The organism is Sphingomonas canaveralia (assembly GCF_047238125.1).
GTDB lineage: Bacteria > Pseudomonadota > Alphaproteobacteria > Sphingomonadales > Sphingomonadaceae > JBDFMH01.
Window position 1 is genome coordinate 489,978 of record NZ_JBDFMH010000001.1, and the last position, 20,978, is coordinate 510,955.

At 65.0% G+C, this 20,978-nt stretch carries 20 protein-coding genes and 1 tRNA gene; 15 read left to right on the plus strand and 6 right to left on the minus strand.

The window, feature by feature from the left end; genetic code table 11:
- Nucleotides 1-2: 2 nt before the first annotated feature.
- Together ABC347_RS02385 and purF are read right to left on the minus strand one after the other, a co-directional pair.
- Complete coding sequence (locus tag ABC347_RS02385; protein ID WP_413244186.1) at nucleotides 3-713, minus strand: SDR family NAD(P)-dependent oxidoreductase; 711 nt, start codon at nucleotides 711-713, stop codon at nucleotides 3-5.
- A gap of 28 nt (nucleotides 714-741) precedes the next feature.
- On the minus strand, nucleotides 742-2,214 hold the full coding sequence (gene purF, locus ABC347_RS02390; protein WP_413244187.1) for an amidophosphoribosyltransferase: 1,473 nt from the start codon (nucleotides 2,212-2,214) through the stop codon (nucleotides 742-744).
- Nucleotides 2,215-2,308: 94 nt separating this feature from the next.
- Between purF and hisI the strand changes: the two genes are divergently transcribed.
- The 3 genes from hisI to ABC347_RS02405 are packed head-to-tail and all read left to right on the plus strand — an operon-like array spanning nucleotide 2,309 to nucleotide 4,965.
- On the plus strand, nucleotides 2,309-2,677 hold the full coding sequence (gene hisI / locus ABC347_RS02395; RefSeq protein ID WP_413244188.1) for a phosphoribosyl-AMP cyclohydrolase: 369 nt from the start codon (nucleotides 2,309-2,311) through the stop codon (nucleotides 2,675-2,677).
- Nucleotides 2,678-2,721: 44 nt separating this feature from the next.
- Nucleotides 2,722-3,153, plus strand: coding sequence for a MerR family transcriptional regulator (locus ABC347_RS02400; protein ID WP_413244189.1), 432 nt, complete (start codon nucleotides 2,722-2,724; stop codon nucleotides 3,151-3,153).
- Nucleotides 3,154-3,171: 18 nt separating this feature from the next.
- Nucleotides 3,172-4,965, plus strand: coding sequence for an acyl-CoA dehydrogenase C-terminal domain-containing protein (locus ABC347_RS02405; RefSeq protein ID WP_413244190.1), 1,794 nt, complete (start codon nucleotides 3,172-3,174; stop codon nucleotides 4,963-4,965).
- 13 nt (nucleotides 4,966-4,978) lie between these two features.
- On the opposite strand, the gene ABC347_RS02410 is transcribed toward ABC347_RS02405, so the two are convergent.
- The 3 genes from ABC347_RS02410 to rpsA all read right to left on the minus strand — a co-directional run bounded on the left by ABC347_RS02410 (nucleotide 4,979) and on the right by rpsA (nucleotide 7,417).
- Nucleotides 4,979-5,063: transfer RNA gene (locus tag ABC347_RS02410), tRNA-Leu, on the minus strand.
- Between the two features lie 42 nt (nucleotides 5,064-5,105).
- Nucleotides 5,106-5,384, minus strand: coding sequence for an integration host factor subunit beta (locus ABC347_RS02415; RefSeq protein ID WP_413244191.1), 279 nt, complete (start codon nucleotides 5,382-5,384; stop codon nucleotides 5,106-5,108).
- Between the two features lie 323 nt (nucleotides 5,385-5,707).
- Nucleotides 5,708-7,417: a 30S ribosomal protein S1 gene (gene rpsA / locus ABC347_RS02420; protein ID WP_413244192.1), complete on the minus strand. Its 1,710-nt coding sequence runs from the start codon at nucleotides 7,415-7,417 to the stop codon at nucleotides 5,708-5,710.
- Between the two features lie 336 nt (nucleotides 7,418-7,753).
- Between rpsA and fabD the strand changes: the two genes are divergently transcribed.
- From fabD to mltG, 5 genes are all read left to right on the plus strand, one after another.
- Complete coding sequence (gene fabD / locus ABC347_RS02425; RefSeq protein ID WP_413244193.1) at nucleotides 7,754-8,689, plus strand: ACP S-malonyltransferase; 936 nt, start codon at nucleotides 7,754-7,756, stop codon at nucleotides 8,687-8,689.
- 48 nt (nucleotides 8,690-8,737) lie between these two features.
- Entirely contained in the window at nucleotides 8,738-9,481 is a 744-nt protein-coding gene (fabG, locus tag ABC347_RS02430; RefSeq protein ID WP_413244194.1) for a 3-oxoacyl-[acyl-carrier-protein] reductase, read from the plus strand.
- An 82-nt stretch (nucleotides 9,482-9,563) separates the two neighbouring features.
- Nucleotides 9,564-9,800, plus strand: coding sequence for an acyl carrier protein (locus tag ABC347_RS02435; RefSeq protein ID WP_413244195.1), 237 nt, complete (start codon nucleotides 9,564-9,566; stop codon nucleotides 9,798-9,800).
- Nucleotides 9,801-9,911: 111 nt separating this feature from the next.
- Nucleotides 9,912-11,174, plus strand: a complete 1,263-nt coding sequence (fabF, locus tag ABC347_RS02440; RefSeq protein ID WP_413244196.1) for a beta-ketoacyl-ACP synthase II — start codon at nucleotides 9,912-9,914, stop codon at nucleotides 11,172-11,174.
- 1 nt (nucleotide 11,175) lies between these two features.
- Nucleotides 11,176-12,165 (plus strand): endolytic transglycosylase MltG, encoded by a 990-nt coding sequence (gene mltG / locus ABC347_RS02445; protein ID WP_413244197.1) that lies wholly within the window; start codon nucleotides 11,176-11,178, stop codon nucleotides 12,163-12,165.
- A 19-nt stretch (nucleotides 12,166-12,184) separates the two neighbouring features.
- On the opposite strand, the gene ABC347_RS02450 is transcribed toward mltG, so the two are convergent.
- Nucleotides 12,185-12,322 (minus strand): hypothetical protein, encoded by a 138-nt coding sequence (locus ABC347_RS02450; protein ID WP_413244198.1) that lies wholly within the window; start codon nucleotides 12,320-12,322, stop codon nucleotides 12,185-12,187.
- Nucleotides 12,323-12,689: 367 nt separating this feature from the next.
- On the opposite strand from ABC347_RS02450, the gene proS reads away from it, so the two are divergent.
- From proS to ABC347_RS02485, 7 genes are all read left to right on the plus strand, one after another.
- Entirely contained in the window at nucleotides 12,690-14,006 is a 1,317-nt protein-coding gene (proS, locus tag ABC347_RS02455) for a proline--tRNA ligase (RefSeq protein WP_413244199.1), read from the plus strand.
- Entirely contained in the window at nucleotides 14,003-15,253 is a 1,251-nt protein-coding gene (locus ABC347_RS02460; RefSeq protein ID WP_413244200.1) for a lipoprotein-releasing ABC transporter permease subunit, read from the plus strand. The genes proS and ABC347_RS02460 overlap by 4 nt, the downstream gene beginning before the upstream one ends.
- Complete coding sequence (locus tag ABC347_RS02465) at nucleotides 15,246-15,917, plus strand: ABC transporter ATP-binding protein (RefSeq protein ID WP_413244201.1); 672 nt, start codon at nucleotides 15,246-15,248, stop codon at nucleotides 15,915-15,917. The genes ABC347_RS02460 and ABC347_RS02465 overlap by 8 nt, the downstream gene beginning before the upstream one ends.
- A gap of 20 nt (nucleotides 15,918-15,937) precedes the next feature.
- Nucleotides 15,938-16,300 (plus strand): hypothetical protein, encoded by a 363-nt coding sequence (locus ABC347_RS02470; protein WP_413244202.1) that lies wholly within the window; start codon nucleotides 15,938-15,940, stop codon nucleotides 16,298-16,300.
- 83 nt (nucleotides 16,301-16,383) lie between these two features.
- Nucleotides 16,384-16,830, plus strand: coding sequence for a hypothetical protein (locus ABC347_RS02475; RefSeq protein WP_413244203.1), 447 nt, complete (start codon nucleotides 16,384-16,386; stop codon nucleotides 16,828-16,830).
- 37 nt (nucleotides 16,831-16,867) lie between these two features.
- Nucleotides 16,868-20,362, plus strand: coding sequence for a DNA polymerase III subunit alpha (dnaE, locus tag ABC347_RS02480; RefSeq protein ID WP_413244204.1), 3,495 nt, complete (start codon nucleotides 16,868-16,870; stop codon nucleotides 20,360-20,362).
- 77 nt (nucleotides 20,363-20,439) lie between these two features.
- Nucleotides 20,440-20,922 carry a flavin reductase family protein gene (locus tag ABC347_RS02485; RefSeq protein WP_413244205.1) on the plus strand — a complete coding sequence of 161 codons (483 nt, stop codon included), beginning with the start codon at nucleotides 20,440-20,442 and terminating at the stop codon, nucleotides 20,920-20,922.
- The last annotated feature ends 56 nt before the right edge of the window (nucleotides 20,923-20,978 follow it).

Below are 20,978 nucleotides of genomic sequence, written 5' to 3' on the forward strand. Positions count from 1 at the left end.
CCTCAGGCCTCGATGCGCAGCCGGTGCCCGGTCTCGAAGTCATTCTGCAATAGCGCCACGATCGCATCGGCGACGGCAGCCGGTGGTTTTAGCGTCGCCTGATCCTCGCCCGGAAAGGCACGTGCGCGCATGGTTGTCGCGGTCGCGCCCGGGTCCACGATCGCGGTGCGCAGGCTGCTGATGTTGCGCATCTCTTCGCCGTAGGCGGAAACCAGAGATTCGAGCGCGGCCTTCGACGCCCCATATGCGCCCCAGAACGGTCGCGGCGCAGCCCCGACACTGGACGTGAGCGCGATCAGCCGCGCGCGATCGCTGGCGCGAAGCATCGGATCGAACGCCGCGATCAGGGCCTGCTGCGCAGTCACGTTCAACGTCAGCAGCCGCGCCCATTCCTTGCCATCGATCGCAGGCACCGGCGCCAGCGTGCCGAGCATCGCCGCATTAAGGACCAGGATGTCGAGCGCCTGCCAACGCCCCGCGATCGCCGTAGCAAGCCGGGCGATGGCATCATTCTCGGTCAGGTCGAGCGGGGCGATCGTTGCGCTGCCGCCCGCGCGGTGGATGCGGTCCTCGACCTCCTCGAGTCCGCCCGCGGTCCGCGCCACCAGGATAATGTGCGCGCCGGCCGCCGCCAGCGCCTCGGCCGTGGCGGCCCCGATTCCACGCGACGCACCGGTAACAAGGGCAAGGCGATCGGCAAGCGGCAGGGTCATCAGGGTCTCGATCAGCAGGGAGGAAAGGTCAGACCGCGACGCGCTCGTCGAGCAACGCGAGCTGGTCGACCTGCTCGACATCCTCCTGATCGGTCAGGTGAGTCGGATAGTCGCCGGTGAAGCAGGCGTCGCAATATTGCGGGCGAGTATCCTCGCGCATATCCTCGCCCAGCGCGCGGTACAGGCCGTCGACCGAGACGAACGCCAGGCTGTCCGCGCCGATATATTTGCCCATCTCCGCCACGCTCATCTGGGCCGCGAGCAGCTTCGCCCGCTCAGGCGTATCGACGCCGTAGAAGCAGCTGTGGCGCGTCGGCGGACTGGCGATGCGCAGATGCACCTCCTTCGCACCAGCATCGCGCAGCATCTGGAGGATCTTCACGCTGGTGGTGCCGCGCACGATCGAATCGTCGATCAGCACGACGCGCTTGCCAGCGATCAGCGCCCGATTGGCATTATGCTTCAGCTTGACGCCGAGATGGCGGACCTGATCGCCCGGCTGAATGAACGTCCGCCCGACATAGTGCGAACGGATGATGCCCAATTCGAACGGAATACCCGAAGCCTGGGCATAGCCGATCGCCGCCGGCGTACCCGAATCGGGCACGGGAACGACAAGATCGGCCTCGACCGGATTCTCGCGGGCAAGCTCCGCCCCGATCGCCTTGCGGACGCTGTAGACCGACGAGCCATCGACGATCGAATCAGGCCGCGAGAAATAGACATGTTCGAAGATGCAGGGGCGCGCCGGCACGTCGGCGAATGGCCGGTGCGAGCGGACGCCCTTGTCCGACACGATCACGATCTCGCCCGGCTCGATCGCCCGGATGAAGCTGGCGCCCACGACATCGAGCGCGACCGTCTCGGACGCGAAGATATAGGCATCGCCGACCCGGCCCATCACCAGCGGCCGCACTCCCAGCGGATCGCGGCAGGCGATCATGCCTTCCGACGTCAGGCAGACCAGCGAATAGGCACCTTCGACACGCTTGAGTGCATCGATGAAGCGATCGAGCAAGGTGCGATAGGTCGAAGTGGCGACCAGATGGATGATCGTTTCGGTATCGCTGGTCGACTGGAAGATCGCACCGCGGCGGACGAGATCCTTGCGCAAGGTCTGCGCGTTAGAGAGATTGCCGTTATGCGCGATCGCAAACCCGCCGGACGACAGCTCGGCAAACAGCGGCTGCACATTGCGCAATGCGGTCTCGCCCGTAGTCGAATAGCGGACATGGCCGCATGCAACTCGGCCCGGCAAACGCTCGATCACGTCCGGCCGGTCGAAATTCCCCGCGACATGCCCCATCGCACGGTGGGTGTGGAACGCCTTGCCGTCCCAGCTCGTGATTCCGGCCGCCTCCTGGCCGCGATGCTGGAGCGCGTGAAGGCCAAGAGCGGCCATCGCCGCAGCGGTATCGGCGTTCCAGATGCCGAACACCCCGCATTCCTCGCGCAGCGTATCGCCGTCGATATCGGGATCGAAGGGGTGTGTGGTCAGCATCTGCGAATCCGGCAGTGGCAGGGGCGTTGGCGCGCATATAGGGGGGGCTTGGGGCTTTGTCGCCCCATCTGCTTGGGGATAGCCGGAGAAGCCGATGCCGAGGACTGCGGAAGAGACGGACCTGCTGCGTCCGCGCTATGATGCGAACGGGCTGATCACGGCGATCGCGACGGACATCGACAGCGGAGAGCCGCTGATGCTGGCGCACATGAATGCCGATGCGCTGGCGGCGACCATTGCTACCGGCGACGCCGTCTTCTGGTCGCGTTCGCGCGCCCGGCTGTGGCGGAAGGGGGAGACGTCCGGCCATGTGCTGAAGGTTCTGGAACTGCGAATCGACTGCGATCAGGACGCCGTATGGCTGCGAGTCAGACCAAATGGTCCAGCGTGCCATACCGGTCGACGCAGCTGCTTCTATCGCCGGATCGACGGCGATCGGCTGGTATTCGTTGATACGCCGTAGGGGAAGGGATTGACGTTCACGTCAACGTCACATAGTTTTTCGGCATGTCGAACGCTGCCGCCCGCGCCGCCATCCACATGCCTGATGCCCAGGGGCGGGAAAGCTTCACCATTTCCGATCTGTCGGAGGAGTTCGGCGTTACGGCGAGGGCACTACGCTTCTATGAGGATGAAGGGCTAATCGCGCCGCAGCGGATCGGGCTGACCCGCGTCTATTCGCGCCGCGATCGTGCGAGGCTGGCCTGGATCCTGCGCGGCAAGCGCGTCGGCTTCAGCCTATCCGACATTCGCGAGATGATCGACCTCTACGATCTCGGCGATGGCCGCTGGACCCAGCGCCACGTAACGATCGAGAAATGCCGCGATCACATCGCGCAACTGCAGCGCCAGCGCGCCGATATAGACGATGCGATTGAGGAGCTGGACGCATTTGTCGATCTGCTGAGCCGCGCCGAGAATGCGGACAGCCGCAACTGAATTTCAGGGAGCAGGACAATGCCGACCTATACCGCCCCGGTGCGCGAGAGCCGCTATGTGATGGATGCCGTGCTGGGGCTGGAGCGCTATGCCAACCTGCCCGGGTTCGCCAATGCGACGCCTGACATGGTCGAGGCGGTGCTGACCGAAGGCGCGAAGTTCTGCGAAGACATGCTGTTCCCGCTCAATCAGAGTGGTGATCTGGAAGGATGCACGCGCCACGACGACGGCAGCGTGACGACGCCGGTCGGCTTCAAGGCTGCCTATGACGCGTTCATGGCCGGCGGCTGGACGACGCTGGCCGGGCCGGAAGAGTTTGGCGGTCAAGGTTTGCCTCACGTCGTGGCGACCGCGTTCGAGGAATATCTGGTTTCCGCCAACATGGCGTTCGCGATGTACAACGGGCTCACGATGGGCGCGACCGCGGCGCTTCTGGCCAAGGGATCGGACGCGCAGAAGGCGCTTTATGTGCCCAAGATGGTGGCGGGCGAATGGTCCGGCACGATGAATTTGACCGAGCCGCATTGCGGCACCGATCTTGGCCTGATCCGCACCCGCGCCGAACCGCAGCCGGACGGGAGCTATCGGATAACAGGCACCAAGATCTTCATCTCGTCGGGCGAGCATGATCTGACGAGCAACATCGTCCACCTCGTGCTGGCCAAGATCACGGGTGCGCCGGACACCGTGAAGGGCATCTCGCTGTTCGTCGTGCCGAAGTTCCTGCCCGACGCGAACGGCGACGCCGGGGAGCGCAATGCGCTTTCGTGCGGATCGATCGAACACAAGATGGGCATCCATGCGAACGCGACGTGCGTGATGAACTACGATGGCGCCACGGGCTGGCTGGTCGGCGAGGAGAATAAGGGCCTCGCGGCGATGTTCATCATGATGAATGCTGCCCGGCTCGGCGTCGGCCTGCAGGGGCTGGGACAGGGCGAGATCGCCTACCAGAATGCGGTCCAGTATGCGAAGGACCGTCGCCAGGGTCGGGCACTGACCGGCCCGGCCGAGCCGGATCAGAAGGCCGATACGCTGTTCGTCCACCCCGACGTCCGGCGGATGCTGATGGAGGCGAAAGCCAATCTCGAAGGGTCGCGCGCGCTGTGCCTGTGGGGCGGGCTGCAGGTCGATCTCGCGCATCAGGCCCAGACGGCCGAGGAGCGCCAGGCCGCGGACGATCTGATCTCGCTGCTGACGCCGGTGATCAAGGGCTATGTCACCGATCTGGGCTACCAGATCGCCACCAATGCGCAGCAGATCTATGGTGGCCATGGCTACATCCGCGAATGGGGCATGGAGCAATATGTCCGCGATGCGCGGATCGCGATGATCTACGAAGGCGCCAACGGCGTTCAGGCGATGGATCTGGTGGGTCGCAAGCTGGGCAAGGACGGCGGCCGCGCAATCATGGCGCTGTTCGCCATCATCTCGGAAGAAATCGGGGCTGCGAAAGCCGATCCGGCCGCCGCGGACTATGCCGCGCGGCTGGAAAAGGCCGTTGGCGAGCTGCAGGCCGCGTCGATGTGGCTGATGCAGAATGGTCTTACCAAACCGAACAATGCCGGCGCCGCTGCCTATAGCTACATGACGCTGATGGGGATCGTGTCGATCGGCTGGATGTGGCTGAAGATGCTGCGTGCCTCGACCACTGCGATCGCGGCGGGCGAAGGCGATCGTGCGTTCCATGAGGCCAAGCAGGTGACGGCGCGCTTCTATGGCGAACGGATCCTGCCGGATGCGGGCGCGTTGCGGCGCAAGATCGAGGGCGGGGCGGAGGCGATCATGGCCCTGCCGGTCGAAGCCTTCTGATCCGATACATCGCTGGTGCGGGCGGCGGGACTCGAACCCGCACTCCCGAGGGAAGCGGATTTTAAGTCCGCTGCGGCTACCGGTTTCGCCACGCCCGCACCAGCGCACAAAGGCCCGCGTCGGGGCCCCCGGTCAAGCCCTCAGACATTCAGCCGCGCGCGCATCTCCTTGCCGGGCTTGAAATAGGGCACACGCTTGGCATCGACATCGACCGTGTCGCCGGTCCTCGGATTGCGCCCGGTGCGCGCATCACGCGCGCGCGTCGAGAAAGTGCCGAACCCGCGGAGCTCGACTCGTCCGGATGCAGCGAGCTGGTCGATCACCGCATCGAAGAAGAGCGCGACGATATGTTCGACTTCCTTCAGCGAGAGCTCTGGGTTCTCGCGCGCCAGCTTCTGCACGAGTTCAGATCTGATCATTGCAATTCCCCCAATATGTGGTGCGACCCACCGTTGACCGCCTACGCCTTGCCGACCATCTGGCCCCGTCCCCACACAAGTGCCGTCCGATCAGGATCAACTATATAGTGCCGGCTATTTCGCCTCGGTAACGATTGCAACATCTTGCTCAAGATTAGCGGAAAAACACCCGGTTTGCGATCGAATGGATACCGCTAGCGCCGGAGCGAAAATATGACCTCCGTCACTTTTGCGACGAGCCAAGCCATTGAAAAAAAGCAAATGGGGCGCGGGGCAGTTGCCCCACGCCCCATCGCGCAGTTTCAGGTATGCCGGCCGGGCGATCAGCTCTTGCTGTTCCGCGCCTTCAGCGCCTCGCCCAGAATGTCGCCCAGCGACGCGCCCGAGTCGGACGAGCCATACTGCGCAACGGCCTGCTTCTCCTCCGCGAGCTGCATCGCCTTGACGGAGAAGTTCGGCTTCTTCGAACGATCGAAGCCGATCACCATGGCGTCGAACTTTTGCCCGACCTGGAAACGCTCCGGACGCTGCTCGTCGCGGTCACGGCCGAGGTCGACGCGCTTGATGAAGCCCGTCGCGCCATCCTCACCGGCCTGCACTTCGAGGCCACCATCGCGAACCTCGAGCACCGTGACGGTGACGACCGAGTTCTTGCCCAGTCGACCAGCCGAAGTGGCGGAGTCCGCCGACACGCCGCCACGCTCAAGCTGCTTCATGCCGAGCGAGATACGCTCCTTCTCAGGATCGACGTCGAGCACGATCGCCTCGACGGTCTCGCCCTTGTGATGCAGGTTCAGCGCGTCCTCGCCGGAAATGCCCCAGGCGATGTCGGACATGTGGACCATGCCGTCGACGTCCCCGTCCAGCCCGATGAACAGGCCGAACTCGGTGGCGTTCTTGACTTCGCCCTGCACGGTCGAGCCGACCGGATGCGCCTCGGCGAAGGCCTCCCACGGATTGTTGATCGCCTGCTTCAGGCCCAGCGAGATCCGGCGCTTGTCCTGATCGACCTCGAGGATGACCACGTCCACTTCCTGCGAAGTCGACACGATCTTGCCCGGATGGACGTTCTTCTTGGTCCAGCTCATTTCTGACACGTGGACCAGGCCCTCGATCCCCGGCTCCAGCTCCACGAAGGCGCCATATTCGGTGATGTTGGTCACCCGGCCGGTGAACTTGCCACCGATCGGATATTTGGCGGCTGCGCCTTCCCACGGATCGCTCTCGAGTTGCTTCATGCCCAGCGAGATGCGCTGCGTGTCCTTGTTGATGCGGATGATCTGCACCTTCAGCGTATCGCCGATGTTGATCATCTCGCTCGGGTGGCCGACGCGCTTGTAGCTCAGATCGGTCACGTGCAGCAGGCCGTCGATCCCGCCGAGATCGACGAAGGCACCGTAATCGGTGATGTTCTTGACGACGCCGTCGATCACCTGACCCTCGGCCAGGCTCTGGATCAGGCCCGTGCGCTGCTCGGCGCGGGTTTCTTCCAGCACGGCACGGCGCGAGACGACAATGTTGCCGCGGCGGCGATCCATCTTCAGGATCTGGAACGGCTGCGGGATGTCCATCAGCGGGGTCACGTCGCGAACCGGGCGAATATCGACTTGCGAGCCGGGCAGGAACGCCACGGCCCCGTTCAGGTCGACGGTGAAGCCGCCCTTCACGCGGCCGAAGATGATGCCTTCGACGCGCTTGCCTTCGCCGAACTCGCCCTCAAGTTTGTCCCAGGCGGCTTCGCGGCGTGCGCGATCGCGCGACAGCATTGCTTCGCCGTGCATATTCTCGACGCGATCGACATAGACTTCGACCGTATCGCCGACCGAAAGCTCGGCCTTCTGGCCGGGAGCGGCGAATTCGCGCAGGGCGACGCGGCCCTCGGACTTCAGGCCGACGTCGATGACGGCCATGTCGTTCTCGATCGCGGTGACGGTGCCCTGAACGACGCGACCCTCGAAGCTCTCATGCTCGCCGAGGGTTTCGTTCAGGAGGGCCGCGAAATCGTCGCGGCTCGGTGTGGCGGCGCTTGCCATAGGGTTGGAGTTTCCTGTCGCTATATTTTTTCCGGCCATCCGGTTGGATCCGGAGGTCTTTTGGCCGAAATGCCGCCGCGGCCCCATGCCGACGACGGCGTCCGGCACGCAGCGAGGCGGAGGGGCTTCACGCAAATGCGAAAAGGGTGCGCCACGCGTAGGGCATCGCCCCCGCCGTGCGCACCGACCTCCGCGGGTCGCAGCCCGCAGGACGGGCGCGCTATAGCGACGTAAGGGCCCGGGGGCAAGGTGTTGCGGCGAGCGTACCGGGTTGCCAGCCATGGCGCGCGCTCCTAATCCGGCCGACTTTCCCGATCCCGGCGGAGACCCAAGATCATGCGTGCATTCCTGTTTCCTGGCCAGGGCAGCCAGTCCGTCGGCATGGGCGCCGGGCTTGCCGCGGCCAGCCCGGCCGCGCGCGAGACATTTCAGGAAGTGGACGACGCGTTGGTCCAGTCGTTGACGCGGCTGATGGCGGAAGGGCCGGAAGATCAGCTGGTGCTGACCGAGAACGCCCAGCCGGCGATCATGGCAAACGCCATCGCGACACTGCGGGTTCTGGAGCGCGAGGGTGGCATCCGGCTCGCCGAGAAGGCGGATTATGTCGCCGGTCACTCGCTTGGCGAGTATAGTGCGCTATGCGGCGCCTCCGCGCTCGACCTTTCGACGACCGCGCGCCTGCTGAAGCTGCGCGGCCGTGCCATGCAGGCGGCGGTGCCGGTCGGCGAAGGGGCGATGGCCGCGCTGCTCGGGGCCGATATCGACAAGGCACAGGCGCTTTGCGATGCGGCTGCGGCCGGCGAAGTCCTGACCGTGGCCAACGACAATGATCCGTCGCAGGTTGTGATTTCCGGCCACCGCGGTGCGGTCGAGCGCGCCATCGCATTGGTGAAGGATCATGGTATCAAGCGTGGGGTGCTGCTGCCGGTTTCGGCGCCGTTCCACTGTCCGCTGATGCAGCCCGCCGCCGATGCCATGGCCCAAGCGCTCGACAAGGCTGCGCTCCAACCGCCGCTGGTGCCGGTCTATGCCAATGTGACCGCCGCTGCGGTCGCCGACCCTGATACGATCCGCGGCCTGCTGGTCGAACAGGTGACCGGGCGGGTGCGCTGGCGCGAGAGCGTGGCGGCGATGTGGGAAGCTGGTGTCACTGACTATGTCGAGTTCGGCGGCAAGGTGCTGGGTCCGATGATCAAGCGGATCGCCCCGGACGCGCAGGTGACGAGCGTGATCACGATGGACGATATCGAGCAGCTTTCGAAAGCGCTGTAGGGCGCGGCGCGCGCGACCGCTTTGAACAGAGATGACCAGGAGGATGGGATGTTCGACCTAACCGGGATGACGGCACTGGTAACCGGCGCCAGTGGCGGGATCGGCTCCGCGATTGCCGAAGCGCTGGCCGGGCAGGGGGCGCGGCTGGCGCTGTCGGGCTCGAATGTCGACAAGCTGGAAGCCTATCGTGCGACGCTGGGTGGCGATCATGTCGCACTCGACTGCGATCTTTCCGATGGAGCGGCGGTCGACGGGCTCGTCCCGCGTGCGGTGACGGCGCTGGGCGGCAAGCTCGATATCCTGATCAACAATGCCGGCGTGACGCGCGATAACCTGGCAATGCGGATGAAGGACGATGAATGGGATCAGGTGATCCGCGTCAATCTCGAAGCCGCCTTCCGCCTGATCCGCGCCGCGGCCAAGCCGATGATGAAGGCGCGGTTCGGTCGGGTCGTTTCGATCTCTTCGGTGGTGGGCGCGACCGGCAACCCGGGGCAGGCCAATTACGCGGCGTCCAAGGCAGGCCTGGTCGGCATGTCGAAGGCGCTGGCGCAGGAACTGGCCAGCCGCAACATTACCGTCAACTGTGTAGCGCCGGGCTTCATCCGATCGGCGATGACCGATGTGCTGCCCGATGCGCAGAAGGAGACGCTTACCGCGCGGATTCCCGCGGGCAAGCTGGGCGAAGGCTCTGATATCGGGGCCGCGGTCGTCTATCTCGCCAGTCGCGAGTCCGGCTATGTCACCGGCCAGACGCTGCATGTGAACGGCGGCATGGCGATGATCTCGTGACGGGGGCTTAACCCCGGCCACTTGCAACCCTATCTGCCCACCGCTAGGGCAACCGGCAACAAGCCTGGAGGAAGGTAAGAATATGAGCGAGACCGCCGAGCGCGTGAAGAAGATCGTCGTCGAGCATCTCGGCGTCGAAGCCGAGAAGGTCACCGAGGACGCCAGCTTCATCGACGATCTCGGCGCCGACAGCCTCGACATCGTCGAGCTGGTGATGGCGTTCGAGGAAGAGTTCGGCGTGGAGATCCCCGACGATGCGGCCGAGAAGATCGGCACCGTCAAGGATGCGATCAGCTATATCGAAACCCACAAGGGCTGAACCGATCGGTGGGCCGGCCCGGAAAAGGGTGGCCCGGCCATCAGCAGGCCAGTCGGAACGGCTCCGCGGCATGACCGGGGAGCCGTTTCGCGTTCGAGAGGAGGGACGCGCATGCGTCGTGTCGTCGTCACCGGCCTTGGCCTCGTCACCCCGCTGGGTGCCGATGTCGAGACCAGCTGGGCCAATATCCTGGCCGGCAAGTCGGGCGCTGGCCCGATCACGCGTTTCGACGCGTCGGATCAGAAGTGCCGCATCGCCTGCGAGGTGAAGCCCGCCGACCATGACTATGGGTTCGATGCCAACCGGCGCGTCGACCACAAGGTGCAGCGGCAAGTCGATCCCTTCATCGTGTTCGGCATCGATGCCGCCGGCCAGGCGCTCGAGGATGCGGGGCTGACCGAGATGAGCGAAGCCGAGCGCTTCCGTGCAGGCTGCTCGATCGGCGCTGGCATCGGCGGGCTGCCCGGCATCGAGAGCGAGTCGATCGTGCTGCACCAGAAGGGGCCGGCCCGGGTCTCGCCGCATTTCGTGCATGGTCGGCTGATCAACCTGATCTCGGGGCAGGTCTCGATCAAATATGGTCTGATGGGCCCGAACCATGCGGTCGTCACTGCCTGTTCGACCGGCGCGCATTCGATCGGAGACGCCGCCCGCATGATCGCGATGGACGATGCCGATGTCATGCTGGCAGGTGGCGCAGAAGGCGCGATCTGCCCGCTGGGTATCGCCGGCTTCGCGCAGGCGCGCGCGCTGTCGACTGCGTTTAACGACCAGCCTGAAAAGGCGTCGCGGCCCTATGACAAGGATCGTGATGGTTTCGTGATGGGCGAAGGCGCGGGAGTCGTCTGCCTCGAGGAATATGAGCATGCGAAGGCGCGCGGCGCGAAAATCTATGCCGAGGTGATCGGCTACGGCCTGTCGGGCGATGCCTATCACGTCACTGCCCCGCATCCGGAAGGCTCTGGCGCTTATCGTTCGATGGAAATGGCGTTGCGCAAGTCGGGCCTGAAGCCATCCGACATCGATTATATCAACGCCCATGGCACATCGACGCCGCTTGGCGATGAGCTGGAGCTCGGTGCCGTGCGCCGGCTGTTCGGCGATGCGATCGAAACCGTGTCGATGTCGTCGACTAAGTCGGCGATCGGGCATCTGCTCGGCGGCGCAGGCGCAGTCGAATCGATCTTCTGCATCCTCGCGATCCGCGATCAGATCGTGCCGCCGACGCTGAACCTCGACAATCCGAGCGACGGCGTGCTGGGCGTCGATCTCGTTCCGCTTGTCGCGAAGAAGCGGAAGGTGCGCGCTGTCCTGAACAACTCGTTCGGCTTCGGCGGCACCAACGCATCGCTGGTCCTGCGGGCGGTCGACTGACATGGCGGGCCGGGCGCGTCGGCGCAGCCGCACCCGGCCTATCCTGTTGATCCTGCTGCTGGCAGCGGCCGGCGGTGCGTGGTTCTATGTCAGCAACGGCTGGACCGGCGCGGGACCTGCCGACCGGGCAGTGGCCGTCTCGATCCCCGAAGGTGCCACCCTAACGGCCGCCGCGCGCGTGCTCGAACGGGAAGGGGCAATCCGGTCGGCACGCGATTTCCTTCGCAACGCCAAGCTGTTCGGTGGATCGGCGGCAATCAAGGCCGGTGAGTATGAGTTCCCGGCTCGCGCAAGCGCACGGGAAATCCTCTCCCTGTTGCAGGCGGGGCGGACTTTGCAGCGGATGGTGACGATCCCGGAAGGCATGCCGGCCGTGCTGGTCCATGAAAAGCTGACGGCCGAGCCCCTGTTGACCGGCAAGGTCGTGGTTCCCGCCGAAGGCTCCGTTCTGCCCGACAGCTATAGTTTCGAGCGCGGCGAGCAACGGGCTGCCGTGCTGAAGCGCATGCAGGCGGCGATGACCAAGACCGTCGACACGCTCTGGGCTTCGCGCAAGCCGTCCACTGCCGTCGTGAACAAGCGGGATGCCGTGATCCTGGCGTCGATCGTGGAGAAAGAGACGGGTATCCCATCTGAGCGCCGTACGGTCGCTGCCGTATACTCCAACCGGCTTCGCATGGGTATGAGGCTTCAGGCCGATCCGACCACGATCTACCCGATCACGAAAGGCCGGCCGCTCGGACGACGTATCCGTCGGTCGGAGCTCGACGCGGTGAATGCCTACAACACCTATGCGAAGGCTGGGCTACCGGCCGGGCCGATCGCCAACCCGGGACGCGAGTCGATCGCGGCGGTGCTGGATCCGGCGCCGAGCAAGGCGATCTATTTCGTGGCGGACGGGACGGGCGGCCATGTCTTCGCGGAGACACTGGCGCAGCATAATGCCAATGTCGCCAAATGGCGGGCATTGCGGGCCGCGCGCGGGGAATAGCGCGCAGCCCGCGGCACTGTCACATCTGTGTCGGGTGTGATCCCGGCGGTGGCGCGACCGGATCGGTGGGCTGGACGGGTATAGGATCGGTCGGCTCGGGAACGGGCGGATCGACCGGGGTCGGGATATCACCGGGAACGGGCGGTTGGCTTGCCATGTCAGCTCTCCTTCGCCCGGAAGAACGCCCGAACCCACAAACGGTCCCGACACGCAAACGCCCGGATCGTTTCCGATCCGGGCGCCGCGTGACGAACGTGCGTCAGCCCCCTCTGAGCCCGGCCCGCACGCTGAACGTCCCCTTCAACGCCAGCGGGGCCAGAGCCTCCCCGAACCACGGCCGTTTGCTGCCTGTGTTCGTGAGGATGGCCTAGCCCGCTGTCGCAACTTTGTCATTCTCCAACACGTAGCAACATTTCGAATCGAACCGTGCTGTGCCCGATTCGCCACAGCGGGCATCGGTTGCCGAGCGGCGCGCTACCCCGTAGGACACCGGCCAACCAATGCCAGCACGCCCGCGGAGCCTCATGCGCCTGTCCAGACATTTCCTGCCCGTGATGAAGGAATCGCCGGCCGACGCCCAGATCATCAGCCACAAACTGATGTTGCGTGCGGGCCTTATCCGCCAGACGGCGGCGGGCATCTATGCCTGGCTACCGCTTGGCCACCGCGTGCTACGCCGGATCGAGCAGATCGTGCGCGAAGAGCAGGACCGGGCGGGCGCGATCGAACTGCTGATGCCGACGCTGCAATCGGCCGATCTGTGGCGCCAGTCCGGTCGGTACGACGCCTACGGGCCGGAAATGCTGCGGATCCGCGACCGGCATGATCGCGACATGCTGTATGGGCCCACAAACGAGGAGATGATCACCGCCATCTTCCGCGACAGCGCCCGGAGCTACCGCGATCTGCCGCGCATCCTGTACCACATCCAGTGGAAGTTCCGCGATGAGGTGCGGCCGCGCTTCGGCATCATGCGCGGGCGCGAATTCCTGATGAAGGATGCCTACAGCTTCGATCTGGACGAGGCTGGCGCGCGCCACAGCTACAATCGCATGTTCGTGGCCTATCTGAACACCTTCGCGCGCATGGGCCTGCGTGCGATTCCGATGCAGGCTGATACCGGTCCGATTGGCGGCGATCTCAGCCACGAGTTCATCGTGCTTGCGCCGACCGGCGAGAGCGAGGTCTTCTATCATTCCAACTGGGAGCGGCCGGCCGAGCTGTCTTCGGTCGACTTCGACGATGTGGCGGGCCTGCAGGCCATCGTATCGGGCTACACCGCGGACTATGCGGCCACCGACGAGAAGCGCGATGTCGCGCGCGAAGCGGACGCAGGCGATGCCCTGCGCCAGTCCCGCGGGGTCGAAGTGGGCCACATCTTCTATTTCGGCACCAAATATTCGGCCGCGATGGGGATGACGGTGCAGGGCCCGGACGGCGCCCCCGTGACGCCGCAGATGGGAAGCTACGGCATCGGCGTCTCGCGGCTGATGGGCGCGATCATCGAGGCCAGCCATGACGACAAGGGCATCATCTGGCCGGACGCGGTGGCGCCCTACGCGGTGGCGCTGATCAACATGCGAGCCGATGACGCCAGCTGCGCCGCCGCCTCCGACGATCTCTACGCGCGCCTGCAGGCGGCCGGCGTCGAGACGCTGTACGATGATCGCGACGAGCGCGGCGGTGCGAAGTTCGCAACGGCCGACCTGATCGGTCTGCCCTGGCAGATCGTGATCGGCCCGAAGGGTCTGGAAAAGGGCGTGGTCGAACTTAAGCGCCGGGCGACCGGTGAAAAGCTGGAGCTGTCGGTCGAGGACGCGATCGCGCGGGTCTCCGAGTGATCCTCAACCGCTATGAACGCATGGTTGCCCGGCGCTATCTGCTGCCGGGCAAGGGCGAGGGGTTCATCTTCCTCGTGGCCGGCATCAGCCTGATCGCGGTCGCGCTGGGCGTGGCGGCGTTGATCATCGTGATGAGCGTGATGAACGGCTTCCGCGCGGAACTGTTCGACAAGATCGTCGGGCTGAACGGCCATGCCGTTGTTCAGGGCTATGGCGGCAAGCTGCCCGACTGGCGGGAGATCGTGCGCGAGGCACGCGCGACTCCCGGTATCACCAGCGCGACTCCGCTGATCGAGCAGCCGTTGATGGCAAGTTATGACGGTCGCGTCGAAGGCGTGCTCGTGCGCGGGATGACCATCGCCGATATCCGCGCCAACCCGGTGATCCGCGACAAGGTGCTGGCCGGCTCGCTTGCCGCGCTGACCCCTAATTCCGGCAATGTCGCAATCGGCGCGCGCCTGGCCGAGGCATTGGGGGCGGAAGTCGGTGGCCAGATCAGCCTGATCAGCCCGCAGGGCCAGACGACGCCGTTCGGCACGGTGCCGCGGATCGTGAGCTACACCGTTGCCGCGATCTTCGAGGTCGGCGTCTATGATTATGACAAGGCGTTCGTGATCCTGCCGATGGAGGATGCGCAGACCTTGCTGATGCTCGGCGATTCGGTCGGCATGGTGGAGATCGATACGCAGGATGCCGATCGCGTCGATCAGATCCTGCGGCCGCTGGCGGGCAAGGTGGCGGGGCAGGGCGAACTGCGCGACTGGCGATCGATGAACGCAGCGCTGTTCGAGGCGCTGTCGGTCGAGCGGGTGGTGATGTTCGTGGTGCTGTCGATCATCATCCTGGTCGCGGTGTTCAACATCCTTTCGTCGCTGATCATGCTGGTCCGCGCCAAGACGCGCGATATCGCGATCCTGCGGACGATGGGCGCCAGCCGCGGCGGGCTGGTGAAGGTGTTCATGACGGTGGGCGTCACCATCGGATCGCTGGGCATCTTGGCCGGCATGATCCTGGGTTTCGTGGTGCTCTATTTCCGCCAGCCGCTGGTCAATGGCGTGCAGCGACTGACGGGACAGAACCTCTGGGATCCCTCGATCCGCTTCCTGACCGAGCTGCCATCCAAGACTGATCCGTTCGAAGTGCTGGCGATCGTGCTGATGGCGCTGGTGCTGAGCTTCCTCGCCACGCTCTACCCGGCGTTCAAGGCGGCTGGCACGGATCCGGTCACGGTGCTGCGCTATGAGTGACATCCTCGCCGTGACCGGCCTTACCCGCAGCTTCGAACAGGGCGGGGAGCGGATTGACGTCCTGCGCGGGGTCGACCTGTCGGTTGCGCCCGGTGAAATCGTCGCGCTGCTGGGCCCATCGGGATCGGGCAAGTCGACCTTGCTGCAGGCGGTCGGCCTGCTTGAGGGCGGGTTCGAAGGCTCGATCCGGATCACGGGCGAGGAAGCAGCCCGGCTCGACAATGACGGCCGCACGCGCGTGCGGCGTGATCGACTGGGTTTCGTCTACCAATTCCATCATTTGCTGCCGGACTTTTCGGCAGCCGAGAATGTGGTGCTGCCGGCCCTGATCCACGGCGCGACCCGCCCGGATGCGGAACGGCGCGCGGCCGACCTGCTGAGTGCCCTTGGGCTCGGCCACCGGTTGACTCATCGACCGGCGCAACTGTCCGGTGGTGAACAACAGCGCGTCGCAGTTGCTCGCGCGCTCGCGAACCGTCCTGCGCTGGTGCTCGCCGACGAACCGACCGGCAATCTCGACGAGGCAACGGCCGACGTCGTGTTGGCCGAATTCCTCCGGTTGGTGCGCGAGGAAGGGTCTGCCGCGCTCGTCGCTACGCATAACGAACGGCTGGCAAGCAAGATGGACCGCGTCGTTCGCTTGCATGAAGGCGTGTTGGCCTGACCCTTGAAGCGGTCCAACTGGTGTATTATTTTGGCGATACACCAGTTCGGAGATCAGGCATGACAGAAGACGAAATCCGCCGCATCTTTGCCGGCGTCGAAGCCGTGTCAGGCAAGTTTAAGACCCGGACCGGAAAAGTCGATATCGCGAAGATCATCGATCGCGGGCAGCAAGTGCTGAGCGCCCTCGTACAGGAAGGCGTCGTCGAAGCCGAACCGGTGAAGCCGGTTTCGGCAGTGCCGACACCTCCGGTGGAAGATGCAGTAGTGACCCATCACTTCGTCCTGCGTCCGGGGCACGCGGTGGCGATCACTCTGCCGCAGGATCTGACCGCGACCGAAGCCGAGCGGCTGGCGGGCTTCATTCGCACAATTCCATTTTGATCAGACCGCACGCGAAATAATTTGCAGGTCGTGTTCCGATAAATGCTGTGGTGCGTTGTTGCGCTGCAGCAGAGGAATTCAGGATGGCAGCGATGTTCGACATGGCGATAGCCTTCACCAAGGCGGGGCAGGACATGTGGCGGCTCGGAGTGCAGAGCGCGGAGACATATGCCGCGGCAGGCCGCGTGATCGAGAAGCGGAGCGGCGTGATCGGCGCAGCCCTGCGCGACCCGCTGGCCGCGGACTATGGCGAACTGGGCTTGATGGGATCGGAGAAAAGTGCAGCTTTTTCGGCCTCAGGGTTATCGCTGTGGAATGACTGGGTGAAACTGCAGGCTGAGATGGTCGAGCAGATGCGCGATTTCGGCACGCTGGCGACTTGGATGGCGGACCCGCGCGCGCTTGCCACCTCGTCGCGGATGGCGCAGCGGTCGGCACGGATGACCACGCTGGCGGCGGAGATGGGCGGCAAGGCGCTAGCCCCGGTCCACAAGGCAGCGACTGCAAATGATCGCCGCCTGCGAAAGTGACATCGCCGAATCGCGGGGGAAGGCCTAGAGCGGGGGCATGGTCCCCTATGTGCCGCTGCGCATCTTCTCATGCTTCACGATGCTCGATGGTTCTATCGAGCCGAAGGCGATCGCGAAACATGCGCGCAAGCTGGGCTTCCCGGCTGCCGCGATCACCGATCGCAACGGCCTGTACGGCGCGATGGCCTTTTCCGACGCTGCTACGAAGGACGGTGTGCAACCCATCGTCGGCACGATGCTGGCCGTTGCCCGTCCCGATATGGCGGAAGGCAAGCCGCCGACTCTCGACTGGTTGGCGCTCTATGCTCAGGACGAACGCGGCTACGACAATCTCTGCGCGCTCGTTTCTGCCGCCCATCTGGCCCGCCCCATCGCGCAGGAGCCGCATGTCGGATTCGACCTGATCGAGCGCCACAGCGAGGGCTTGATCGCGCTGACGGCGGGCGGCGAAGGCGCGCTCGCACGGCTGCTGGCCGATGATCAGGGGGCCGCCGCAGGCGCCTATGCCGATCGGCTTGAAACGCTCTTTCCAGGCCGGCTCTATATCGAAATCGCGCGGCGCGAGCAGGATATCGAGCGCAGGTCAGAACCCGCGCTGATCGATCTGGCCTATGATCGCGATCTCCCACTGGTCGCGACCAACCCTGCCTGTTTCGCGGAAGCCGATTTCCACGCCGCGCATGATGCGATGCTGTGCATCGCCGCGTCGACCTATGTCGACAGCGAGGACCGGGCGCGGTCCAGCCCCCACGCCTGGCTGAAGCCTGCCGATGAGATGGCGCGGCTGTTCGCCGACTTGCCGGAGGCGATCGCCAATACGCTCGTCGTCGCGCAGCGGTGCGCAGTGGCCGCGCCCTATCGCAAGCCGATCCTGCCCAGCCTGGCCGGTGATCGCGAAGGCGAGGCCGAAGCGCTACGCCGCGACGCACGCGCCGGACTTGAGCAACGGTTGGAAAAGGCGGGGATAACCGATCCGGCAGAGCGCCAGGCCTATTTCGGTCGACTGACGTTCGAATGCGATGTCATCGTCAACATGGGGTTCCCCGGCTATTTTCTGATCGTCGCCGATTTTATCAAATGGGCCAAGGAACAGGGTATCCCGGTCGGTCCGGGACGCGGATCGGGTGCTGGCTCGGTCGTTGCCTGGGCGTTGACGATCACCGATCTCGATCCCCTCAAGTTGGGCCTGCTGTTCGAGCGTTTCCTGAACCCCGAGCGCGTCTCAATGCCCGACTTCGACATCGACTTTTGCGAGACTCGGCGCAGCGAGGTGATCAGCTATGTCCAGGCCAAATATGGCGCGGATCATGTCGCCCAAATCATCACCTTCGGCCGGCTGAAGGCACGCGCGGTGCTGAAGGACACCGGCCGGGTGCTGCAGATGAGCTATGGCCAGGTCGATCGCCTGGCCAAGCTGGTCCCGAACCATCCGACCGATCCGTGGACGCTGGAGCGATCCCTAAACGGCGTGAGCGAGTTCAAGGCTCAGTATGACGGCGATGATCAGGTTCGTCGGCTGATCGATCTTGCGATGCGGCTGGAAGGGCTTCCGCGCCACAGTTCCACGCATGCCGCGGGTGTAGTGATCGGCGATCGGCCGCTGGATCAGCTGGTGCCGCTCTACCGCGACCCGCGGTCGGAATTCCCCGTGACCCAGTTCGACATGAAATATGTCGAGGGCGCCGGCCTCGTGAAGTTCGACTTCCTCGGCCTGAAGACGCTTTCCGTGTTGCAGAAAGCGGTGCGCTTCCTGGCCGATCGCGGCGTCACGGTCGACCTAGACGCGCTCGAATGGGACGACCCGGAGGTCTACAAGCTGCTCCAGCGCGGCGACACGGTAGGCGTCTTCCAGCTCGAATCCGAAGGTATGCGTCGCACGCTGGCCGCGGTCCGTCCGACGAATTTCGGCGACATCATCGCGCTGGTGTCGCTCTATCGGCCAGGGCCGATGGATAATATCCCGATGTTCGGCGACCGCAAGAACGGGCGGGCGGCGATCGAATATCCGCATCCGCTGCTCGAGACGATCCTGGGCGAGACTTATGGGATCTTCGTCTATCAGGAACAGGTGATGCAGGCGGCCCAGATGCTCGCCGGCTATTCACTGGGCGAGGCCGATCTGCTGCGCCGCGCGATGGGCAAGAAGATCAAGGCGGAGATGGACGCCCAGCGCCAGCGCTTCGTCGATGGCTGCGGGCGCAACGACATCGCGCCGCAAAAGGCGAACGAGCTTTTCGACCTGATCGACAAATTTGCCGGCTATGGCTTCAACAAGAGCCACGCCGCGGCCTATGCACTGCTTGCCTATCAGACCGCGTGGCTGAAGGCGCATCACAAGCCCGAATTCTTTGCGGCATCGATGTGCTACGACATGGCGCTGACCGACAAGCTGGGCATCTGGGTGGAGGATATGCGCCGCGCCGGCGTGCCGTGCCTGCCCCCCGACGTAAACCTGAGCGGCGCCGAATTCACGGTCGAGCAGGTCGGTGTGCGCTATGCGCTTGGCGCGCTGAAAGGCGTGGGCGAGGCTGCAATGGAAAAGCTGGTCGCCGAGCGTGCCGCCAATGGCGCATTCACCGATCTTGATGATTTCGCGGCGCGGATTGACCCGCGGCTGATAAACCGCCGCCAGCTGGAAGCGCTGGCCGGGGCCGGGGCGTTCGACGTGCTTGCGCATGAGCGCGCGGCGGTGTTCGCGGCGGCCGAGACGATCCTCGCGCATGCGGCCTCCGCCCATGACGCGCGAACCAGCGGGCAGGGCGGGCTGTTCGGCGAAGCGGGCGTCAGCGCTGCCCCGATCCGCCTGCCGAAGTCGGTCAGCTGGTCGCTGGCCGAGCGGATGGCGGCCGAGAAAGAGGCGTTCGGCTTCTATTTCTCTGCCCATCCGACGGACCGCTACCGCCACCTTGCCCAAGCGGAGAAGGCGCGCAGCTTCGCTGAATGGTGTGCGATCCCGGCGCCCGCGGCAGCCGAACCGGTGTTCGAGAATGGCCGTCGGCAGGCTGCCACCACCTATCGCATGGCCGTGCTGGTCGAGGAGGCGCGCTGGCGTACGTCCGCGCGCGGCCGGCGCTATCTGATGGCGACGTTGTCGGATGCGTCGGGCCAGTTCATCGCATCGAGCTTTGACGACGAGGCCTCGGAGGGGCTCGAGGTCGCGGCGCGGGGCGGGGACTGCGTGCTGGTGGAAGCCGAGCTTGAGCGGCGGCCGGGTGAGGAAATCCCCCGCGCCACGGTGCGACGGGTGCGCAGCTTTGCCGGGCTCGCAGGCCAGACCCGGCTGGTGCTGGAAGTCGAGGCGGATGATCCGGCCGCCGTGCCGGCATTGGCTCAGCTCGTCGAAGGTGAACGCGGCGGCCGCGGCGAACTTCGGCTGCGTGCCATACTTGGCGACGGGGGCACCGCCGAGGTTCGGCTCGTCCGCGATCTCTTGCCGGATGCCGAGCTGGCCGCACGGATCGAACGCCTGCCCGGTGTGGTGAGCGTGCGGCTGTCAGCTGCGGAGCTGCCCCGGCTGGCGCTGGTGGGCTGATTTCCACGAGCCTTTACAAGCCGCGCACCCGATCCCAAGGCGGGTCGACCGCGACTGCGGCGTGAGAAGGAGCATCAATGGCGGACGGTGATCTCGAAGACCTGTTTCGCAACGCGATGCGCCGCGTCGCCTCGACCGTCCATGTCATCACCATCACCGTCGATGGCCAGCCGATAGGGATGACGGCGACTGCCGTCTCCTCGCTGACCGCCAGCCCGCCGAGCCTTCTCGCCTGCGTCAACCAGTCCGCCTCGATGCATGGTGCACTTGCCGCTGCGCGGCATTTCTGTGTGAACGTGCTTCACAGCGATCAACTCGACGTATCGCGCGCCTTTTCCGACAGCCGGATGCGGGATGTGCGGTTCGAGAATGGCGATTGGGTGCGCGACGATCATGCGCCCTGGCTGCGCGATGCCCAGGCTTCGCTGATCTGCGAGCGTAATCAGCTGATCGCGTTCGAGACGCATAGCATCGTCATCGGCCTCGTACAGCAGGTGCGCATCCGCGATGCCGTCGATCCGTTGATCTACCTCGACGGCCGGTACGTCCGCGCCGACTGATCATGCATGCGGTCGGGTTGCCAGCCGACGACAGCGTTGTCATATCCGGCAACCGG

Excerpts from the sequence above, each read along its gene's own strand:
- proS (WP_413244199.1), top strand. The coding sequence starts at position 12,690 with ATGCGCCTGTCCAGACATTTCCTGCCCGTGATGAAGGAATCGCCGGCC.
- fabG (WP_413244194.1), top strand. The coding sequence starts at position 8,738 with ATGTTCGACCTAACCGGGATGACGGCACTGGTAACCGGCGCCAGTGGC.
- ABC347_RS02485 (WP_413244205.1), top strand. The coding sequence starts at position 20,440 with ATGGCGGACGGTGATCTCGAAGACCTGTTTCGCAACGCGATGCGCCGC.
- purF (WP_413244187.1), bottom strand. The coding sequence starts at position 2,214 with ATGCTGACCACACACCCCTTCGATCCCGATATCGACGGCGATACGCTG.
- dnaE (WP_413244204.1), top strand. The coding sequence starts at position 16,868 with ATGGTCCCCTATGTGCCGCTGCGCATCTTCTCATGCTTCACGATGCTC.
- ABC347_RS02400 (WP_413244189.1), top strand. The coding sequence starts at position 2,722 with ATGTCGAACGCTGCCGCCCGCGCCGCCATCCACATGCCTGATGCCCAG.
- rpsA (WP_413244192.1), bottom strand. The coding sequence starts at position 7,417 with ATGGCAAGCGCCGCCACACCGAGCCGCGACGATTTCGCGGCCCTCCTG.
- hisI (WP_413244188.1), top strand. The coding sequence starts at position 2,309 with ATGCCGAGGACTGCGGAAGAGACGGACCTGCTGCGTCCGCGCTATGAT.
- ABC347_RS02405 (WP_413244190.1), top strand. The coding sequence starts at position 3,172 with ATGCCGACCTATACCGCCCCGGTGCGCGAGAGCCGCTATGTGATGGAT.
- ABC347_RS02435 (WP_413244195.1), top strand. The coding sequence starts at position 9,564 with ATGAGCGAGACCGCCGAGCGCGTGAAGAAGATCGTCGTCGAGCATCTC.
- ABC347_RS02465 (WP_413244201.1), top strand. The coding sequence starts at position 15,246 with ATGAGTGACATCCTCGCCGTGACCGGCCTTACCCGCAGCTTCGAACAG.
- ABC347_RS02450 (WP_413244198.1), bottom strand. The coding sequence starts at position 12,322 with ATGGCAAGCCAACCGCCCGTTCCCGGTGATATCCCGACCCCGGTCGAT.
- ABC347_RS02385 (WP_413244186.1), bottom strand. The coding sequence starts at position 713 with ATGACCCTGCCGCTTGCCGATCGCCTTGCCCTTGTTACCGGTGCGTCG.
- fabD (WP_413244193.1), top strand. The coding sequence starts at position 7,754 with ATGCGTGCATTCCTGTTTCCTGGCCAGGGCAGCCAGTCCGTCGGCATG.
- ABC347_RS02475 (WP_413244203.1), top strand. The coding sequence starts at position 16,384 with ATGGCAGCGATGTTCGACATGGCGATAGCCTTCACCAAGGCGGGGCAG.
- mltG (WP_413244197.1), top strand. The coding sequence starts at position 11,176 with ATGGCGGGCCGGGCGCGTCGGCGCAGCCGCACCCGGCCTATCCTGTTG.
- ABC347_RS02415 (WP_413244191.1), bottom strand. The coding sequence starts at position 5,384 with ATGATCAGATCTGAACTCGTGCAGAAGCTGGCGCGCGAGAACCCAGAG.
- fabF (WP_413244196.1), top strand. The coding sequence starts at position 9,912 with ATGCGTCGTGTCGTCGTCACCGGCCTTGGCCTCGTCACCCCGCTGGGT.